This is a genomic window from Devosia sp. T2-14, assembly GCF_055397495.1.
Map to the genome: position 1 here is coordinate 2931564 of NZ_AP027921.1, position 16598 is coordinate 2948161.

Below are 16598 nucleotides of genomic sequence, written 5' to 3' on the forward strand. Positions count from 1 at the left end.
GGAAGAAAAAGGGTAACAAGGGGGGCCTCCGGCCGCCTTGCAGTCTGGCGGCCGAAAACAGTGCGAAATCAGTTTGCCCCGCGCCAGCCCAGCAGGCGCATGGCGTTCAGTGTCACGAGCACGGTGGCGCCGGTGTCAGCCAGAATCGCCGGCCAAAGGCCCGTGACGCCGAGCACGGTCGTGACGAGGAACACGGCCTTCAGTCCCAGGGCGATGGTGATGTTCTGGCCGATATTGGCCATCGTCGCCTTGGACAGTCCGATCATGTCGGCGATGTCGCTGACACGACCGTGCAGAACGGCTGCGTCGGCGGTCTCCAGCGCGACGTCGGTGCCACCGCCCATGGCGATGCCGATGTCTGCGGCGGCAAGGGCAGGAGCGTCGTTGATGCCGTCGCCAACCTTCGCCACCATCTTTCCCGACGCCTGCAGCTCGCGGACGATGCGCTGCTTGTCTTCGGGCAGCAGCTCGGCACGCACCTCCATGCCGAGCGCGGCGCCGATAGCCGCAGCGGTTCTCTGGTTGTCGCCGGTCAGCATGACCGTGCCGATTCCTGCATGCTTCAGGGCATCGATACCCGCCTTCGCGTCTGGCCGCGGCTCGTCGCGGATGGCGAAAACGCCCGCAACGGCATCGTTGACCAGCAGCACCGAGACGGTCTTGCCCGCGTCATTGAAGGCGTCAATCTGGGCCTGCAAATCGCTGGAGATACTGGCTTTCTCCATTGCGGCGGTCAGCGAGGCCAGGAAGATCTGATCTCCGCCCACGCTACCCATTACGCCCTTGCCGGGCACGGCTTTCATGTTGAAGGCCGGTGGGACTGGCGCCTTGTCAGCCTTCGCACGCGCCAAAATCGCGAGGGCGAGGGGATGGCTCGAACCCGTCTCCAGCGCAGCGGCCATCGACAACACGTTGCTCTCGGAACGGCTGATGCCGATGATGTCGGTGACCTTCGGCTTGCCCTCGGTGAGCGTGCCGGTCTTGTCCATCGCCACCATGGTTATAGTGCGCAGCTGCTCGAGCACCGCGCCGCCCTTGAGCAGCAGGCCACGACGGGCACCTGCGGATAGGGCGGCAGCAATGGCGGCCGGGGTCGATATCACCAGCGCGCAGGGGCAGCCGATGAGCAGGATGGCCAATCCCTTATAAATCCATTCATCCCAGGCCTGAGCGAACAGAAGGGGAGGAACCACGGCCACGAGGATGCCCACCACCAGCACCGCAGGCGTATAGACCTTGGAAAACCTGTCGATGAAGCGCTCGGTTGGCGCCTTGCTCTCCTGGGCTTCCTCGACGAGGGCAATCACGCGCGCAATGGTGTTGTCCGCGGCCTTGGCCGTCACCTTGATCGTGATGACCGCATCGGTGTTGATGGTGCCGGCAAACACGGTGTCGCCTGCGCCCTTGGACTTGGGTGCGCTTTCGCCGGTCACCGGCGCCTCGTCGATGGCGCTGTTGCCCTCGACAATCAGGCCATCGGCGGGAATGCGGTCGCCGGGCCGAACCATGACCGTCGCGCCGAGCGCCAGACTGGCCGCAGGCACTTCCTTGACGCTGTCGCCTTCGACCAGTAGCGCCGTCTTGGGCACCAGATCGGCGAGGCCCTTGATGCTGGCGCGGGCGCGGCTGGCCGCAACGCCTTCAAGCAGTTCGCCCACCAGAAACAGTAACACAACGGTTGCCGCTTCCTCGGTCGCTCCGATGAAGACCGCGCCGATGGCGGCAATCGACATCAGCGTTTCGATCGAGAACGGTGAGCCCGCCAGGGCTCCAGCCACAGCGCGCCTGCCGATCGGCACCAGTCCCACCAGAAGCGCCACGATGAACGACCAGTGCCCGATCTCGGGCTGTACCCAGCCGATCAGCATGGCAGCCAGCAAGGCCACGCCGCAGGCTAGGGTCAGCAGGGCCTTCCGGGTCCGCCACCATGGGAGGCTTTCGTTGTGATCGTGATGGTCGTGGCTGTGGGCCGCTTCGGAGGCCGTGGGCGAGGATGGATCCGCCTCCAGAGCACGGAGGGGGCGGGTGGGATAGCCGAGGTTGCCGACCCTGGTTGCAATGTCCTCCAGGTCGACGCCGGCCGCGTGCTTGACCGTCAGCGTGCCATTCATCACCGAGACGGAGACGTCCTCCACGCCGGGCACGCGCCGGGCAGCGGTATCGACCTTGGATGCACAGGCTGCGCAATCCATACCCTCGACGCGAAAGCGCGTCGTACCGATCGCAGCATCCATTTCGCCAACTCCTTGCAATTCACAAAGTCGGCGTACATCCTCTAGTGGCTATAGGAGCAAGCATGAAATGAGCAACGGTATCGCGATCGGCAGGGTTTCGGAGGCAAGCGGCGTCAAGGTGCCGACAATCCGCTACTATGAGCAGATCGACCTGCTCGTTGCGCCACCACGCACAGAAGGTGGCCGCCGCGCCTATGATCAGTCCGATATCGAGCGGCTCAGCTTCATCCGGCATTCGCGGGAGCTGGGATTCGAGATCGACCAGATTCGTACCCTGCTGCAGTTGCAGGATAGGCCGGACCAGTCCTGTGCCGAGGCCGACTTCATCGCCAAGGCGCGTCTGGCGGAAGTGAAGGACAAGATCACCAGCCTGACCGCGCTACAGGCCGAGCTCGAACGCATGGTGGAAGGCTGCAGTCATGGGCGTGTCGAGACCTGCAAGGTCATCGACATTCTGGCGGACCATGGCAAGTGCAAGCACCACCAGCATGAAGCGGCGCTGTAGAGCGCTGGACACAGCCTTTCCCCGACTGGCCAAATCACCTATGGTTTTCAGACATTTGTGCTCTTGGCGGGCGGCACACACCGATAAGCTGCGCTTTGTAAGGACTTCGCATGCGGACGAATTCAGCCAACTGGAACGAGGTTGGCTCCGACCCTGATCGTTTGATGGCGTTGCAAGACCTCGATATCTTGGACACCCCCGCAGAGCTGGGCTTCGACCGTATCGCCGACCTCATCAGGCTGATCTTTGACGTCGAGATCGGCATCGTGTCGATGATCGATGCACACCGCCAATGGTATAAGGCGGTGTTCGGCCTCCCGACGTCCGAGGCGTCCCTCGACGGTACCTTCTGCCGCTATACTCTGGGCCTTGGCCGTCCGGTCGTTGTCCCAGACGCCACCAAGGACGCCCGCTTCTTTGAGAATCCGCATGTGGTCGACGGACCGCGTATCCGGTTCTATGCGGGGGCGCCGATCATCAATTGCGACGGCCTGGTCATCGGCACGATCTGTGCCATCGACAAGAAGGTGCGCGACTTCGGCGAGCGGGAAACCGCGATTCTCGTGCACCTGGCAGCCCTGGTCATGCGCGAGCTGGAACTGCGCCACGAGGCGGCGACCGACGTTCTTACAGGTGCCAGCAGCCGTCGCGCCTTCAAGGACGAAGTCGCCAAGCAGCTGTCCATGGCGAAGCGGCACTCTATCCCTTTGAGCTGCATTGCGTTTGATATTGACCACTTCAAGCGGGTGAATGACACCTACGGGCATGCGGCGGGCGACCAGGTCCTCGCTGGCGTTACCGGGGCGATCAGGACAGCGCTGCGCCAGAACGACAGTATCGGCCGTGTCGGCGGGGAGGAGTTCGCGATCCTCTTGCCGCAGACCGAGTTGGCGACGGCCGTCAACGTTGCCGAAAAACTGCGGCGCCTCGTCAAGGATCTTCGTTTCCCCGGCAGCAATCCGCCGATCGCGGTGGCGGCCTCGTTTGGCGTCGCGACACTGGGCCCCTCCGACGATATCGAGACCTTCCTGAACCGTGCTGATCAGGCCCTTTATCAGGCCAAGCGGACCGGCCGGGACCGGGTTTGCAGTGCTTCGGTTTCCAGCGAGCCGGAGAAGCTGAACCGCCGCCGCGTCCTGAAGGCCGGGCAGATTATCTTCGATGGCGGCCGCTCCGCTTACGATTGCACGGTTCGCAGCCTCTGGGATAACGGCGCTGAAATCGCACTGTCCCTGCCGGCAATCGTGCCCGAGCGATTTGACCTTCTGCTGAAGGGGACTGCCGAAACTTACTCCTGCACCTTGTCGAAACGGACCGATAGCTCCATCGAGGCTGCGTTTGGCTGATTTCGGGGATCAATTTGGGAATGGCATCTTGGGGTCTTGCGCAAGCGGTTGGTCTGGCTTAGTAAACCGCTCGTGAGGCCTCGTGGCGGAGTGGTTACGCAGCGGATTGCAAATCCGCGTACTCCGGTTCAATTCCGGACGAGGCCTCCAATCACTCCCAAGATTTGCTGAATATGGTGACCACTGCGGTGGTGCGCTAAAGCTATGGGCGCTCTCCCTTTTTCGACGAATTTGGCCTGCTGCTTATTCAGCAGCGGCTTGCAGCATGCTGGCGGATTTCTTGCGATTTGCCGCCTGTGGCTTGAGCGCCGTGACTAACGATTGGGCAATTTGACTCTATGCCTCGTGCTGCGGCAGAATTCTGCCTGTTGCGTGTGAGAATGGGGATGTGGCCATGACCATCAAGCTTGCGAAACTCTCCGCGATGGCACTGGCCATTGCAGCGATGCCCACCGCCGCCTTTGCCCATACCGAAGTCGCGGGCGGTGGCTTTACCTATGGGTTCCTCCACCCCTGGTCGGGGCTCGATCATGTGCTGGCCATGGTGATGGTGGGGCTACTGGCCTTCCAACTTGGCGGCAGGGCGCTGTGGCTGGTCCCGGCGACTTTCATCTCCGTGATGGTGCTGGGCGGGGCGCTTGGTGCGGCCGGGGTGGCGGTGCCGTTTGTGGAACTTGGGATCGCGCTGTCGGTCGTGGTGTTGGGCGCGGTGGCGGCGCTCAATATCAAGGCGCCGGTGGCGGCGGCGATGGGGCTGGTGGGCCTGTTCGCGATTTTCCACGGTTACGCCCATGGGGCCGAGATGCCGGTTCTTGCCGATGGCCTGAGCTATGGCGGTGGATTCGTTGTGGCGACCGCACTGCTACATGCCGCCGGGATCGGGCTGGGCCATGGACTGGGCGCGGCCAGCAAACGCTATGGCGCGATGGTATCGCGAGCGGCTGGCGGGCTGGTGGCGCTCGCGGGCATCGGCATCTTGGCCGGGGTGCTCTAGTTCAATCCGCCTGATCGCTCGATGAAGGCGATGATCTGATCGAGACTTTCGCGCCGGAGCAGGTCGGTGAACACATAGGGGCGGCCTTCGCGGACCTTCTGTGTGTCGCTTTCCATGACGTCGAGACTGGCCTCGACATAGGGGGCCAGGTCGGTATGGGTAATGACCAGCAGGTCTGAGCGGCTGATGGCGGGACCACCCTTGCGGGGGATTTTTTCGCCCTGCGCCACCGAGATGACATAGATCGTCAAATCCGCCAGGTCGGGTGAGAAGGTGGCGGCGAGGTTGTCGCCACCGCTTTCGATCAGGATGATATCGAGATCGGGAAAGCTGCGGTTGAGATCGGCAATGGCTGCCAGGTTCAGCGAGGCATCCTCGCGGATGGCCGTATGCGGGCAACCGCCGGTTTCCACCCCGACGATGCGGTCTTCGGAGATGGCCTGGGCGCGGGCCAGGATCAGCGCGTCTTCCTTGGTGTAGATGTCGTTGGTGACTACGGCCATGGAGTAGCGCTCGCGCATGGCCTTGAGCAGCATTTCGCAAAGTGTGGTCTTGCCCGAACCGACCGGGCCGCCAATGCCGATGCGCAGGGGGCCATTGGGTGACTTCATTGGTTACCTCGAGGTGATGTGTTTTCTCATGACCGGAATATCCGGGTGGATAGGGTTTCGTGGGACATTTGCGCGATGTCGGTCGCGTAGGCGGCGGAGCCGATGGCATCGAGACCAGCGCAGAGGCTTTGGTTAGCGGTGGCGGCAATGGCGCTTTCCAGCGTGGCCATGATTGCGAGGCCGTCGCTCTGGCCGATTGGCACCAGCCGAACCGCCACCGAGACTTGCCCATGAACCACAGAGGTGAGGAAGGCCGACAGCGTTGGCTCCAGCGCAATGCCATGGACAGACGCGATGGCGCCGACGGCGATGGGATAAGGGCAGGGGCGTGGCAGTAGGGCGTAGTCGGCCGGCCAGGCCTGGACCGCCGCCAGAAAGGCCTCGCCCATGCCGATGGTCTCGTCATGGCGTTCGCGCGCCGGCGACAGGGCCAAGCACAGATCGGCAAGGTCGCGCAGGGCCGGGCTGTGATTGGCGGCGCGATGGGCCTGGGCCAGGAGGATTGCGTCGGTGCGCATGCCGCCATGGGTCAGGTTGCCGCCGATCCACTGCTGGGCGCTGGTACGATCATGCACCGTGCCGGCGACGATAGCGGCCTCCAGGCCGGCCGACCAGGCAAAGGCGCCCACCGGAAAGGCGGGTGATAGCCAGGTCAGGAGCTTTTGGAGGTCGCGGGTTGAGGTCATCGCGCCAACAGGACATGGCCGTTATCGGCGTGGCTGTGATAGGCGCCGTGCTCGGCAAAGAAAGGCTCGCGGACTTCGGTGACGCGCCCGCCCAGCCCTTCGAGCATGGGGCGGAGAACGTGATCGCGCTTGATGAGAAGGCGGTCGGCTTCGAGCTGAGCTGAGGTGTGCCGATTGCCGATGTGCCATGCGAGGCGCACCAGATGGGCGGTATCGCGCCCGCGCACCTCATAAAGCAGTTCCGGCGCGGCGACGACTTCCACTAGCCGCCCGTCATCAAGCTGCAAGGCGCCGAGGTGATCGAGGGTGATGGTCTGGGGGAAATCCACCATGACGTCTCCGCCGCCCACGAGCGTGAGGAGCTTGCGGCGCAGGCGGCGCTGATCGTGGTCGAGTACGACGCTGTCAAAGGCGGTGCCCTGAGCATGGCCGGCGGGAAGGTGGGTGATGGCGCGCAACATGGGCTGGTCCTTGTGGGGATAGATCTCAAGATGGGCCCCGGCTCAAGGCCGGGGTGACATCGAGGGTGGGGTGAGCTGCGTGGGGCACGTTCAAACGGACTAAAAGAGGAAGTAGCGCTGGGCCATCGGGAGGACGGTGGCGGGCTCACAGGTCAGCAATTCGCCGTCGGCGTGAACCTCATAGGTTTCCGGATCGACCTTGATCTCGGGCGTTGCCGAATTGTGGATCATCGCCGCCTTGCCGATGCCGCTGCGGGTATTGGTGACCGGCAGCAACTGCTTGTCGACGCCGAGCTTGCCGCGCAGGCCATCGTCATAGGCGGCCTGCGAAATGAAGGTCACCGAGGAATTGGTGCGGAGCTTCCCATAGGCAGCGAACATCGGGCGGAAGTGCATCGGCTGGGGCGTCGGGATGGAGGCGTTGGGATCGCCCATCGGCGCGGCGGCGATGGAACCACCGAGCAGCACCATTTCGGGCTTCACGCCGAAAAAGGCGGGGCTCCACATGACGAGGTCGGCGCGCTTGCCGACTTCGACGGAGCCGATGTGCTGGCTCATTCCGTGAGCTATGGCCGGATTGATGGTGTATTTGGCGATGTAGCGCTTCACGCGCGCATTGTCGTTGTCGCCGGTCTCGGTGGACAGGCGCCCGCGCTGCTTCTTCATCTTGTCGGCCGTCTGCCAGGTGCGGATCAGCACTTCGCCGACGCGGCCCATGGCCTGGCTGTCGGACGAGATGATCGAGAGCGCGCCCATGTCGTGCAGGATATCCTCGGCGGCGATGGTTTCCTTGCGGATGCGGCTTTCGGCAAAGGCGACGTCTTCGGGGATGGACGGCGACAGGTGGTGGCAGACCATCAGCATGTCGAGATGCTCGGCGATGGTATTGACCGTGTAGGGCCGGGTTGGATTGGTCGAAGACGGGATGACATTGGGCAGGCCCGCGACGCGCAGGATATCGGGGGCATGGCCGCCACCGGCGCCTTCGGTGTGGAAGGCGTGGATGGTGCGGCCCTTGAAGGCGGCGATGGTGTCCTCGACGAAGCCGCTCTCATTGAGCGTATCGGTGTGGATCATCACCTGCACGTCAAAGGCGTCGGCGACACTCAGGCAATTGTCGATGGTAGCGGGGGTGGTGCCCCAATCCTCATGCAGCTTGAGACAGGAGGCGCCAGCGAGGATCATTTCTTCCAGCGGGGCAGGGAGTGAGGCATTGCCCTTGCCAGCCAGCGCCAGGTTCATGGGGAAGGCATCAAAACTCTCGATCATGCGCTGGATATGCCAGGCGCCGGTGCAGGTGGTGGCCAGGGTGCCGTGGGCGGGGCCGCTGCCGCCACCGAGCATGGTGGTGACGCCGCTCATCAGGGCTTCCTCGATCTGCTGGGGGCAGATGAAGTGAATGTGGGCGTCCATCGCCCCGGCCGTAATGATGAGGCCCTCGCTGGCGATAATCTCGGTCGAGGGGCCGATGATGATGGTGACGCCGGGCTGGGTATCGGGATTGCCGGCCTTGCCTATGGCGTCGATGCGGCCGTCCTTTAGGCCGATATCGGCTTTGTAGATGCCACTGTGATCGACAATCAGCGCATTGGTGATGACGGTATCGGCGGCACCCTCGGCGCGGGTCTTCTGGCTCTGGCCCATGCCATCGCGAATGACCTTGCCGCCGCCGAACTTGACCTCCTCGCCATAGGTGGTGAAGTCGTTCTCGACCTCGATGAACAGCTCGGTATCGGCCAGGCGGACGCGGTCGCCGGTGGTGGGGCCGTACATATCGGCATAGGTGGCGCGGGATATACGAGCGGGCATGGCTGGCTCCGTCTGCCTGTTGGGATGCGCTCAGAGTGCGCCCATGATTTTCTGGTGAAAGCCGTAGACGATCCGCGCGCCGCCCAGCGGCACCAGCCGGACCTCGCGGGCCTGTCCGGGCTCGAACCGGATGGCGGTGCCCGCGGCGATATCCAGCCGCATGCCGCGCGCCGCTTCCCGATCGAAGCGGAGGCCCGCATTGGTTTCGTAGAAATGGTAGTGCGAGCCGACCTGGATGGGCCGGTCGCCGGTATTGGCGACCTCGATGGTGATCTGGGACGCGCCGGAATTCAGTTCGATGTCGCCCGGCTGAGTGATGACTTCGCCTGGTATCATGGGGTCACCGGATGGGTTGGTGGACGGTCACCAGCTTGGTGCCGTCGGGGAAGGTGGCTTCGACCTGGATATCGGCGATCATTTCGGCGATTCCCTCCATCACCTGGTCGCGGGTGAGGACATGGGCTCCGGCCTCCATCAGCTCGGCGACCGGGCGGCCATCGCGCGCGCCTTCGACGACGAAATCGGTGATCAGCGCGATGGCTTCGGGATGATTGAGCTTCACCCCACGCTCCAGCCGCCGGCGCGCAACCATCGCCGCCATGGAAATCAGCAATTTGTCTTTTTCGCGCGGCGTCAGGTTCATGGTTTTCCTCAGAGATGCCAGAGGCGGGGCAGGTGTCCGGCCCCGGCAAGTTCGGCGAGAATGGGAACGATCATGCGGCGGAGCGCGATTCCGGAACCGGCTAGGGCGCGGATGACCAGCCGCTCGCCGATGGCGCTGGCGGCGATTTGCCCATCGCCGGGCATCAGGGCCCGTATGGTATCGAGGTGCGCGGTGGCCTTGGGTCCGATATGAACGATGGTGGCGAAGGCGCGGGCGCCGTCGAGCAAGGACAGGGCTTCGCGCTCAGGACCAGTTCCGCTGAGCAGGGTGGCCTCGGCATGGATCAGGCGGCCATTGCGGCGGACGCGCCAGTTGTCGCGGAGCCAGGCGTTGGCGGCGGTTTCGCCCATGGCGTCGCGGCCCAGGAGGACGGATTCGATGGCGGTGAGGGTGGCGCCTTCGGCCAAATCGATATCGATGCGGCGGTCCAGCTTGCTGGCGTCAAACAGGATGGTTTCCTGCGGCAGCCAATCGAGATGCGCATTGGCGCCGACCTCAAGGCGGGTCTCGATCCGCGCGACGTCGCCGGTCGAACGGTAGATGCGCTCGCAAGCCTGGGTGGTCAGCACCATCATGCCGCCGGGAGCGGCCTGAGCCTGCCACTGCATGTGATCGCCGCCGGTCAGCCCGCCTGCGGTGTTGATCAGCACCGCCTCAAGGGTATTGCTGTGGGTGTGGGGCAGGCGGATCTTCGCGCAACCGTCTTGATAGAGCGTATCGAGGACGCTGGCGCCGTCGCGCAACTTGGTCGCAATGCGGCCCACGCCGCGGGCGCGCTGCATGACGGGCTGGTGGGCGGCGATAGCGAGGGCGTGGTTCACGTCAGACCATCAGGTGGCGGCGGGCTCTAACGAAGGAAAATGCAAAGGCCGTGCCAGCCCCCAGCGCTGCGCTAAGGGGCTGAGTGTCCTCGGTTTTTGAAGCAAGGCGCGAAGCGTGCATTCGGGGGTGGAAACCGGGTGCTCATTTTCTGGTCGGCGAGGCCGATTTGGATGCAAAAAATAGGCAATAATGCGGGGAGTGCCAAAATCCGGCGAATCGCGCTTTCTATGGCGCGCGCCCGTTGCCGTGCTGTCGCATTGGACCCATATGTCTCTCGCGCGCGGTGGGGTGGGCGACTGTCCCCGGCTGAATGCACGGGCGCAGCTGTGCCGGGTTGCACGGCTGCGTGGGCGAGAGTATTCACGTCCGGCATATGAGTGTCGGCAGCAAGATGGATTCCATGATCGATTTCGAGCGCGCCAGAGCCAACATGGTCGAAAGCCAGCTGCGCACCAGCGGCGTGTTTGATGCGCGCGTGCTGGCCCGGATGCTCACGGTTCCCCGCGAAATCTTCGTTCCCGCCGCCCGCCGCGACATGGCCTATGTCGATGATGTGCAGTGGTTGAGCGCCGGGCGCTTCATGGCGCCGCCGGCAATTCTCGGCAAACTGCTGCAACTCGCTGAAATCACAAGCAATGATGTGGTGCTCGATGTCGGCGCCGGTACTGGCTATTCCACAGCTGTGATCGCGGGCCTTGCGGCCTCGGTGATCGGGTTGGAGCGCGACGCCGCGCTGGCGGAAACCGCCAATGCCAACCTCGCGGCGCTGGATGTTGCCAATGCGACGGTAGTTTCGGCCGATATCGGTGAGATCGACCGGCAGCACTTCGACGTAATCTTCATGCAAGGTTCGCTCGATAGCGTGCCGCACAATTATCTGTCGGCGCTGGCCGATGGCGGGCGCCTGGTCACGCTGGTTCAAACCGGTGGAGTGGGCGTCGCCAATGTGATGGTGAAGTCTGCTGGGGAGGTTTCGGCGCGGGCAGAGTTCAATGCCGTGCTGCCGCCGCTGTTCCCGGCGGAAAATAACGAAGAATTTGTGTTCTGATGCTATTGTCGCTCAACGTGTTGCCCACGAGTCACTTGAGCGCCTAATCGCATGTAGGTTTCTGTTTTGAGTGCTGCGGCTGGTTGTGTCCCCCAAGCGCAGCGCATAATATTCCTGAGTTCTTGGAGGCGGTAATGGGTTTTCGCGTGAAGTTGGTCGCTAGTGCACTGGCGCTTGCGCTCGCCGCCGGCACAGTCGGTGGTGCACAGGCGCAATCGATCACTCAGGCGCTGACGATCGCTTACGATCACGCACCAGACCTGCAGTCGGCGCTGTTGAGCGCAAAATCCTCCGCTGAAAACGTCGCGCTGGCCCAGGCCGGCAAGCGCCCCCGCATCGGCGCAGCAGTCGGCGGCACCTATAGCTGGTCAGCTGGCCAGGTGAGCGCAGGCAACCCGACCGGCGCTTTCGCCGACAGCCAGCTCTATACCGCCGGCATTTCCTACGATCAGACCATTTTCGACAACTACAAGACCGAGGCGCAGGTCGAAGCTGCCCGCGCCGGTGCTGAAGCTGCCGAGTACCAGATCCGCAATACCGAGCAGAACGTGCTCCTGGCTGTGGTTCAGGCCTATATGTCCGTGCTGAGCGGCCGCCAACTGGTGTCAGTGCGCCAGGAAAACCTGACTTTCTTCCAGGCTCAGTTGCAGTCCGCGCAGGACCGCCTCGATGTAGGCGAGGGTACCCGCATCGACGTCGCCCAGGCCCAGGCCCGTCTCGCACAGGGCGATGCTTCCTACCGCGCTGCGGTGAGTGCCCTCGAAATCAGCCAGGCGACCTTCCAGCGTTACGTTGGCGTTGCCCCACAAAGCCTTGATGCTTCGCACAATTATGGCCGCCTGATTCCGCGCACCCTGCAGGCAGCAATGTCCGAGGCGGAAGTCGGTCACCCGGCTATCCTGTTGTCGAAGGCTGCCATCCGCGCAGCCCAGGCCGGCAGCGATGCCGCCGAAGCCGCGTTCGGCCCATCGGCATCGGTGTCGGGTTCGGTCGGCACCGGCTACAGCAATATCGGCGGCTCGCAGGGCATCAGCGGCAAGCTGGGCTTCTCGATCAGCGTGCCGCTCTATGCCGGTGGCGCGATCGGCGCCAACGTCCGCAAGGCCAATATCGAGCAGATCAAGTCCGAGGTCGACGCGATGTCGGCTTATGACAAGATCCGCGAAGCCGTGATTTCGGCCTGGGCCGGTATCCAGAGCGCCGAAGCCGGCATCACCGCCGCCAACGCCGCCGTTACCGCCGGTCGTACCGTTCTCGATGGCGTCATCCAGGAACGCGACCTGGGCACCCGCACCACGCTGGACGTGCTCAACGCGCAGGCCGAACTGACCACCGCACGCGAAGGGTTGATCAACGCCTCGAGCAACAAGGTGATCGCCACTTTCTCGCTGCTGTCGGCCATGGGCCGCCTGACCGCGACCGATCTGGGCCTTTCGGTTCAGGTGAAGTCGGCCGTGCGGTACAACCAGGCCGTCGATGACGTCTGGCAGGAACTGCGCACCGTCGCCGACTAATCCTCGGAATCAGTGCGGGCAGGGCTGCTCCGGCCGCCTGCACCAAACCCCATCAGAATCATGCCTTGGTGGCCGCGCTCGTCGCGGCCACAAGTTTTAGTGGAAGACCCATCTGTGGTCCTCGTCGATGATTCCTTATCTCCCGCTCCGGGGTTAAGGTGTTGTTGACGAATCAGGTCGGTCGCATTGGCGGATGCTGTACTGGTTCGGGCGCGCACCGAGTAAGAGGCACTTATGAACAAGCCGGCACCCAAAGAACCGTCCATGGACGAGATCCTTTCCTCCATCCGGCAGATTATCGCGGACGACGATGCCGCGGGAGCGCCGCGTCGGCCTTCCATCCAGGCGGCGCCCCCGCCGATGCAGGCCGCGCCCGTCAATTCGCTGGCCGACAGCATCGACCGCGACCTCAATGACATGCTCGATGATATCGAGCCGCTGGCACTCTCCTCGGCCCAGATCGTTGGCGGCCGGGATGATGACGCGCCGGGCGGTTTCAGCTTTGATTCCATTCTTGCCGACACCGAAGCGGATGCGCCGATGGGCGCGCCGCAGCTGGTAGAGGTCGACGATATCGCGTTTGCACCGGCCGAGCCCGTTGAAGAGGAAGAAGAGCTTCCGTCTTTCGATCCGGCACCGATGGTGATGCGTGAACCCGAGCCTGTCGTTGAGCCGGAGCCAGAGCCCGCTCCGCGCGCTGCTGCCCCGATCGAGGCCCCGCAGGCCGAAGAGCGCCCGGCAGTCGCCGTGTCGCAGGCCGCTCCCTTGCCCGATCCGAACCTGACGACCGATTTGACCAACCAGCTCATCGGGCCGGCGACCGAAGCTGCTGTGCGCAGCTCGATCACCCGTCTCAATGGCCTCGGCCTGGGCACGCCCGGCGCCACCATCGAGTCGCTGATGCGCGACATGCTGCGCCCCATGCTCAAGGAATGGCTGGACGAAAACCTGCCGGCCGTTGTCGAGCGCATGGTGGAAAAGGAAATCACCCGCATTTCGCGCGGCGTAGAGTGATCGCCTTGATGCGTGGTTACAGTTGACCACGCATCCCGCATTTGATTGAAGTCTGCCAACCATTTTGTTCGACCCGCCATGTCCAACCTGGCGGGTCGCTGCTGTTGCGAGTGACGTTATGCTTGAAAAAACCTACGAGCCCGGCACCGTCGAAGGCCGCATCTACGCCGACTGGCTGAAGGCAAATGCCTTTGCCGCCGGTGCAGGCGCCGCGCCGGGTGCGGAAACCTTTACCATCGTCATTCCGCCGCCCAACGTGACGGGTTCGCTCCATATCGGGCACGCGCTAAACAATACGGTCCAGGACATCCTGGTCCGCTTCAACCGCATGCTGAAAAAGGACGTGCTCTGGCAGCCCGGCACCGACCATGCCGGCATCGCCACGCAGATGATCGTCGAGCGCCAGCTGATGGAGCGGCAGGAGCCGGGCCGTCGCGAGATGGGCCGCGAGAAGTTCGTCGAGCGCATCTGGGACTGGAAGGCCGAAAGCGGCGGCACCATCATGAACCAGCTCAAGCGCCTCGGCGCTTCGGCCGATTTTTCGCGTGAGCGCTTCACCATGGGTGAGCAGGGCGCTGCGAACGATCAGATGGTTCGCGCCGTCACCAAGGTGTTCGTCGAGCTGCATCAGCGCGGCCTGATCTATCGCGCCAAGCGCCTCGTGAACTGGCATCCGGGCCTTGAGACTGCGATTTCTGACCTCGAAGTCGAGAATATCGAGATCAAGGGCCACATGTGGCACCTGCGTTATCCGCTGGCTGATGGCGTGACCTATCAGTTCCCGCTTCTGGACGAAGAGGGCAACGTCACGGGCCACGAAACCCGCGACTACATCATCGTGGCCACGACGCGCCCCGAAACCATGCTCGGCGATAGCGGCATTGCCGTGCATCCCGAAGACGAACGCTATGCTTCGCTGGTCGGCAAATTTGTCGAACTGCCGCTGGTTGGCCGTCGCATCCCCGTGGTTGCGGACGAATATGCCGATCCCGCACTGGGCACCGGCGCCGTGAAGATCACGCCTGCGCATGACTTCAACGACTTTGAAGTCGGCGTTCGCAACAACCTCGAGCAGATCAACGTCTTCACCACCCGTGGTGAAATCATCGACGCCGATTTCGTTCCGACCGCCTATCGCGGCCTGGATCGCTTTGCCGCGCGCAAGGCCATCGTCGCCGACCTGACGGCCCTGGCCGAAGAGAACCCGCTTCGCGGTCTCGATCACATCGAGGACAAGAAGATCATGGTGCCGCATGACGAGAAGTCCAAGCTCGTCGTCATCGAGCCCTTCCTGACCGACCAGTGGTGGGTCAAGGCCGACATCCTGGCGCAGCCGGCGCTTGCCGCCGTGCGCGAAGGCCGCACCAAGTTCGTGCCCCAGCAGTACGAAAACACCTATTTCGTCTGGCTCGAGAACATCAAGCCGTGGTGCATTTCGCGCCAGCTGTGGTGGGGTCACCAGATCCCGGCATGGTATGGCCCGGACAACGAGGCTTTCGTTGCCTATAGCGAAGCCGAGGCGCAGGCCCTGGCCGATGCGCATTATGGCAAGACCGTCGAACTGCGCCGCGACCCTGACGTGCTCGACACCTGGTTCTCGTCGGCCCTGTGGCCGTTCTCGACCCTGGGCTGGCCCGATGAGACGGCAGAGCTGCGCCGCTACTATCCGACCGACGTTCTTGTCACCGGCTTCGACATCATTTTCTTCTGGGTTGCCAGGATGATGATGATGGGTCTTGAATTCCTGGATGAAGAGCCGTTCCACACGGTCTACATGCATGCGCTGGTCCGCGACGAAAAGGGCCAGAAGATGAGCAAGACCAAGGGCAACGTCATCGACCCGCTGCAGCTCATCGATCAGTATGGCGCCGACGCCACCCGCTTCACGCTGGCCGCAATGGCCGCGCAGGGCCGCGACATCAAGCTGTCGCTGCAGCGCGTGGAAGGCTATCGCAACTTCGTCACCAAGCTCTGGAACGCCTCGCGCTTCCTCGAGATGAACGAGTGCCGCCGCGTCGAGGGGTATGATCCCAAGGCCAACAAGCTCCCGCTGAACCGCTGGATCGTTGGCGCCACTGCGCGCGGCGCTGCCGCCGTGACGCAGGGCATCGTGGACTACAAGTTCAACGAAGCTGCCAACGCTGCCTATGACTTCGTCTGGGGCACGTTCTGCGACTGGTATGTGGAATTCGCCAAGCCCGTTTTCATGGGCGAGGACGAGGCCGCCAAGGCCGAAACCCGTGCAACCGCCGCCTGGGCGCTCGACCAGATCCTGGCCATCCTGCACCCCTTCATGCCCTTCATCACTGAAGAGCTGTGGGCGGAAACCGGCAAGTTCGGTCCGGCTCGCGAAACGATGCTGATCCTGGGCCAGTGGCCTGATCTGGCTGGTCTTGAGGACCCGGAAGCCGACGCCGAGCTGACCTGGCTGATCGATGTGATCACCAATGTCCGTTCGGTGCGCAGCGAGATGAACGTTCCGGCCAGCGCCAAGCTGCCGATCGTCGTCGTCGGGGCAGGGGAAACCACGCTCCGTCGCCTGGTTGCCGGCACGTCGCTGATCACCCGCCTGGCGCGCCTCGAGGAAATCTCGCCGCAGGCCACGGTGCCCGGTGAATCCGCACAGTTCGTCGTGGGCGAAGCCACCTGGGCGCTGCCCCTGGCCGGCGTGATCGACCTCGCGGTCGAGAAGGCGCGCCTGCAGAAGGAAGTCGGCAAGCTCGATGCCGAAATCAGCCAGATCGACAAGAAGCTCGGCAACGAGCAGTTCGTCGCCAAGGCGCCCGAAGAGGTGATCGAAGAGCAGAAGGCCCGTCGCGAGGCGGCTGCAGAGCGCCGCACCCACATCTCCGAGGCGCTCAAGCGCCTGAGCTAAGAATGCAAGGCCCGG

Annotated in this window: 15 protein-coding genes and 1 tRNA gene; 8 read left to right on the forward strand and 8 right to left on the reverse strand. The window is 63.5% G+C overall.

The window, feature by feature from the left end:
• Positions 1-68: 68 nt before the first annotated feature.
• Positions 69-2234 carry a heavy metal translocating P-type ATPase gene (locus tag ACZ5WT_RS14460; RefSeq protein WP_464284481.1) on the reverse strand — a complete coding sequence of 722 codons (2166 nt, stop codon included), beginning with the start codon at positions 2232-2234 and terminating at the stop codon, positions 69-71.
• Positions 2235-2301: 67 nt separating this feature from the next.
• On the opposite strand from ACZ5WT_RS14460, the gene ACZ5WT_RS14465 reads away from it, so the two are divergent.
• The 4 genes from ACZ5WT_RS14465 (at position 2302) to ACZ5WT_RS14480 (ending at position 5079) form a co-directional block, all read left to right on the forward strand.
• Positions 2302-2739, forward strand: a complete 438-nt coding sequence (locus ACZ5WT_RS14465; protein ID WP_464284482.1) for a MerR family transcriptional regulator — start codon at positions 2302-2304, stop codon at positions 2737-2739.
• A gap of 110 nt (positions 2740-2849) precedes the next feature.
• Positions 2850-4085, forward strand: coding sequence for a sensor domain-containing diguanylate cyclase (locus ACZ5WT_RS14470; RefSeq protein ID WP_464284483.1), 1236 nt, complete (start codon positions 2850-2852; stop codon positions 4083-4085).
• 76 nt (positions 4086-4161) lie between these two features.
• Positions 4162-4235: transfer RNA gene (locus tag ACZ5WT_RS14475), tRNA-Cys, on the forward strand.
• Positions 4236-4485: 250 nt separating this feature from the next.
• A complete protein-coding gene (locus ACZ5WT_RS14480; protein WP_464287217.1) occupies positions 4486-5079 on the forward strand; it encodes a HupE/UreJ family protein in 594 nt (197 codons plus the stop codon).
• On the opposite strand, the gene ureG is transcribed toward ACZ5WT_RS14480, so the two are convergent.
• The 7 genes from ureG to ACZ5WT_RS14515 form a co-directional block, all read right to left on the reverse strand.
• Entirely contained in the window at positions 5076-5690 is a 615-nt protein-coding gene (ureG, locus tag ACZ5WT_RS14485) for an urease accessory protein UreG (RefSeq protein WP_464284484.1), read from the reverse strand. The two genes, ACZ5WT_RS14480 and ureG, sit on opposite strands and share 4 nt — an antisense overlap.
• A 26-nt stretch (positions 5691-5716) precedes the next feature.
• Positions 5717-6376 (reverse strand): urease accessory protein UreF, encoded by a 660-nt coding sequence (locus ACZ5WT_RS14490; protein ID WP_464284485.1) that lies wholly within the window; start codon positions 6374-6376, stop codon positions 5717-5719.
• Positions 6373-6837, reverse strand: coding sequence for an urease accessory protein UreE (locus ACZ5WT_RS14495; protein ID WP_464284486.1), 465 nt, complete (start codon positions 6835-6837; stop codon positions 6373-6375). Before ACZ5WT_RS14495 ends, ACZ5WT_RS14490 begins: the two co-directional genes overlap by 4 nt.
• Before the next feature lie 99 nt (positions 6838-6936).
• Positions 6937-8646 (reverse strand): urease subunit alpha, encoded by a 1710-nt coding sequence (gene ureC, locus ACZ5WT_RS14500; RefSeq protein ID WP_464284487.1) that lies wholly within the window; start codon positions 8644-8646, stop codon positions 6937-6939.
• Positions 8647-8676: 30 nt separating this feature from the next.
• Positions 8677-8982 (reverse strand): urease subunit beta, encoded by a 306-nt coding sequence (locus ACZ5WT_RS14505; protein WP_464284488.1) that lies wholly within the window; start codon positions 8980-8982, stop codon positions 8677-8679.
• 4 nt (positions 8983-8986) lie between these two features.
• On the reverse strand, positions 8987-9289 hold the full coding sequence (locus ACZ5WT_RS14510; RefSeq protein WP_464284489.1) for an urease subunit gamma: 303 nt from the start codon (positions 9287-9289) through the stop codon (positions 8987-8989).
• 8 nt (positions 9290-9297) lie between these two features.
• Positions 9298-10131 (reverse strand): urease accessory protein UreD, encoded by an 834-nt coding sequence (locus ACZ5WT_RS14515; RefSeq protein WP_464284490.1) that lies wholly within the window; start codon positions 10129-10131, stop codon positions 9298-9300.
• A 401-nt stretch (positions 10132-10532) separates the two neighbouring features.
• Between ACZ5WT_RS14515 and ACZ5WT_RS14520 the strand changes: the two genes are divergently transcribed.
• The 4 genes from ACZ5WT_RS14520 (at position 10533) to ACZ5WT_RS14535 (ending at position 16583) form a co-directional block, all read left to right on the forward strand.
• A complete protein-coding gene (locus tag ACZ5WT_RS14520; RefSeq protein WP_464284491.1) occupies positions 10533-11180 on the forward strand; it encodes a protein-L-isoaspartate O-methyltransferase family protein in 648 nt (215 codons plus the stop codon).
• Between the two features lie 134 nt (positions 11181-11314).
• Positions 11315-12694 (forward strand): TolC family outer membrane protein, encoded by a 1380-nt coding sequence (locus ACZ5WT_RS14525; RefSeq protein WP_464284492.1) that lies wholly within the window; start codon positions 11315-11317, stop codon positions 12692-12694.
• Between the two features lie 264 nt (positions 12695-12958).
• Positions 12959-13708, forward strand: a complete 750-nt coding sequence (locus tag ACZ5WT_RS14530; protein ID WP_464284493.1) for a PopZ family protein — start codon at positions 12959-12961, stop codon at positions 13706-13708.
• A gap of 118 nt (positions 13709-13826) precedes the next feature.
• On the forward strand, positions 13827-16583 hold the full coding sequence (locus tag ACZ5WT_RS14535; protein ID WP_464284494.1) for a valine--tRNA ligase: 2757 nt from the start codon (positions 13827-13829) through the stop codon (positions 16581-16583).
• The last annotated feature ends 15 nt before the right edge of the window (positions 16584-16598 follow it).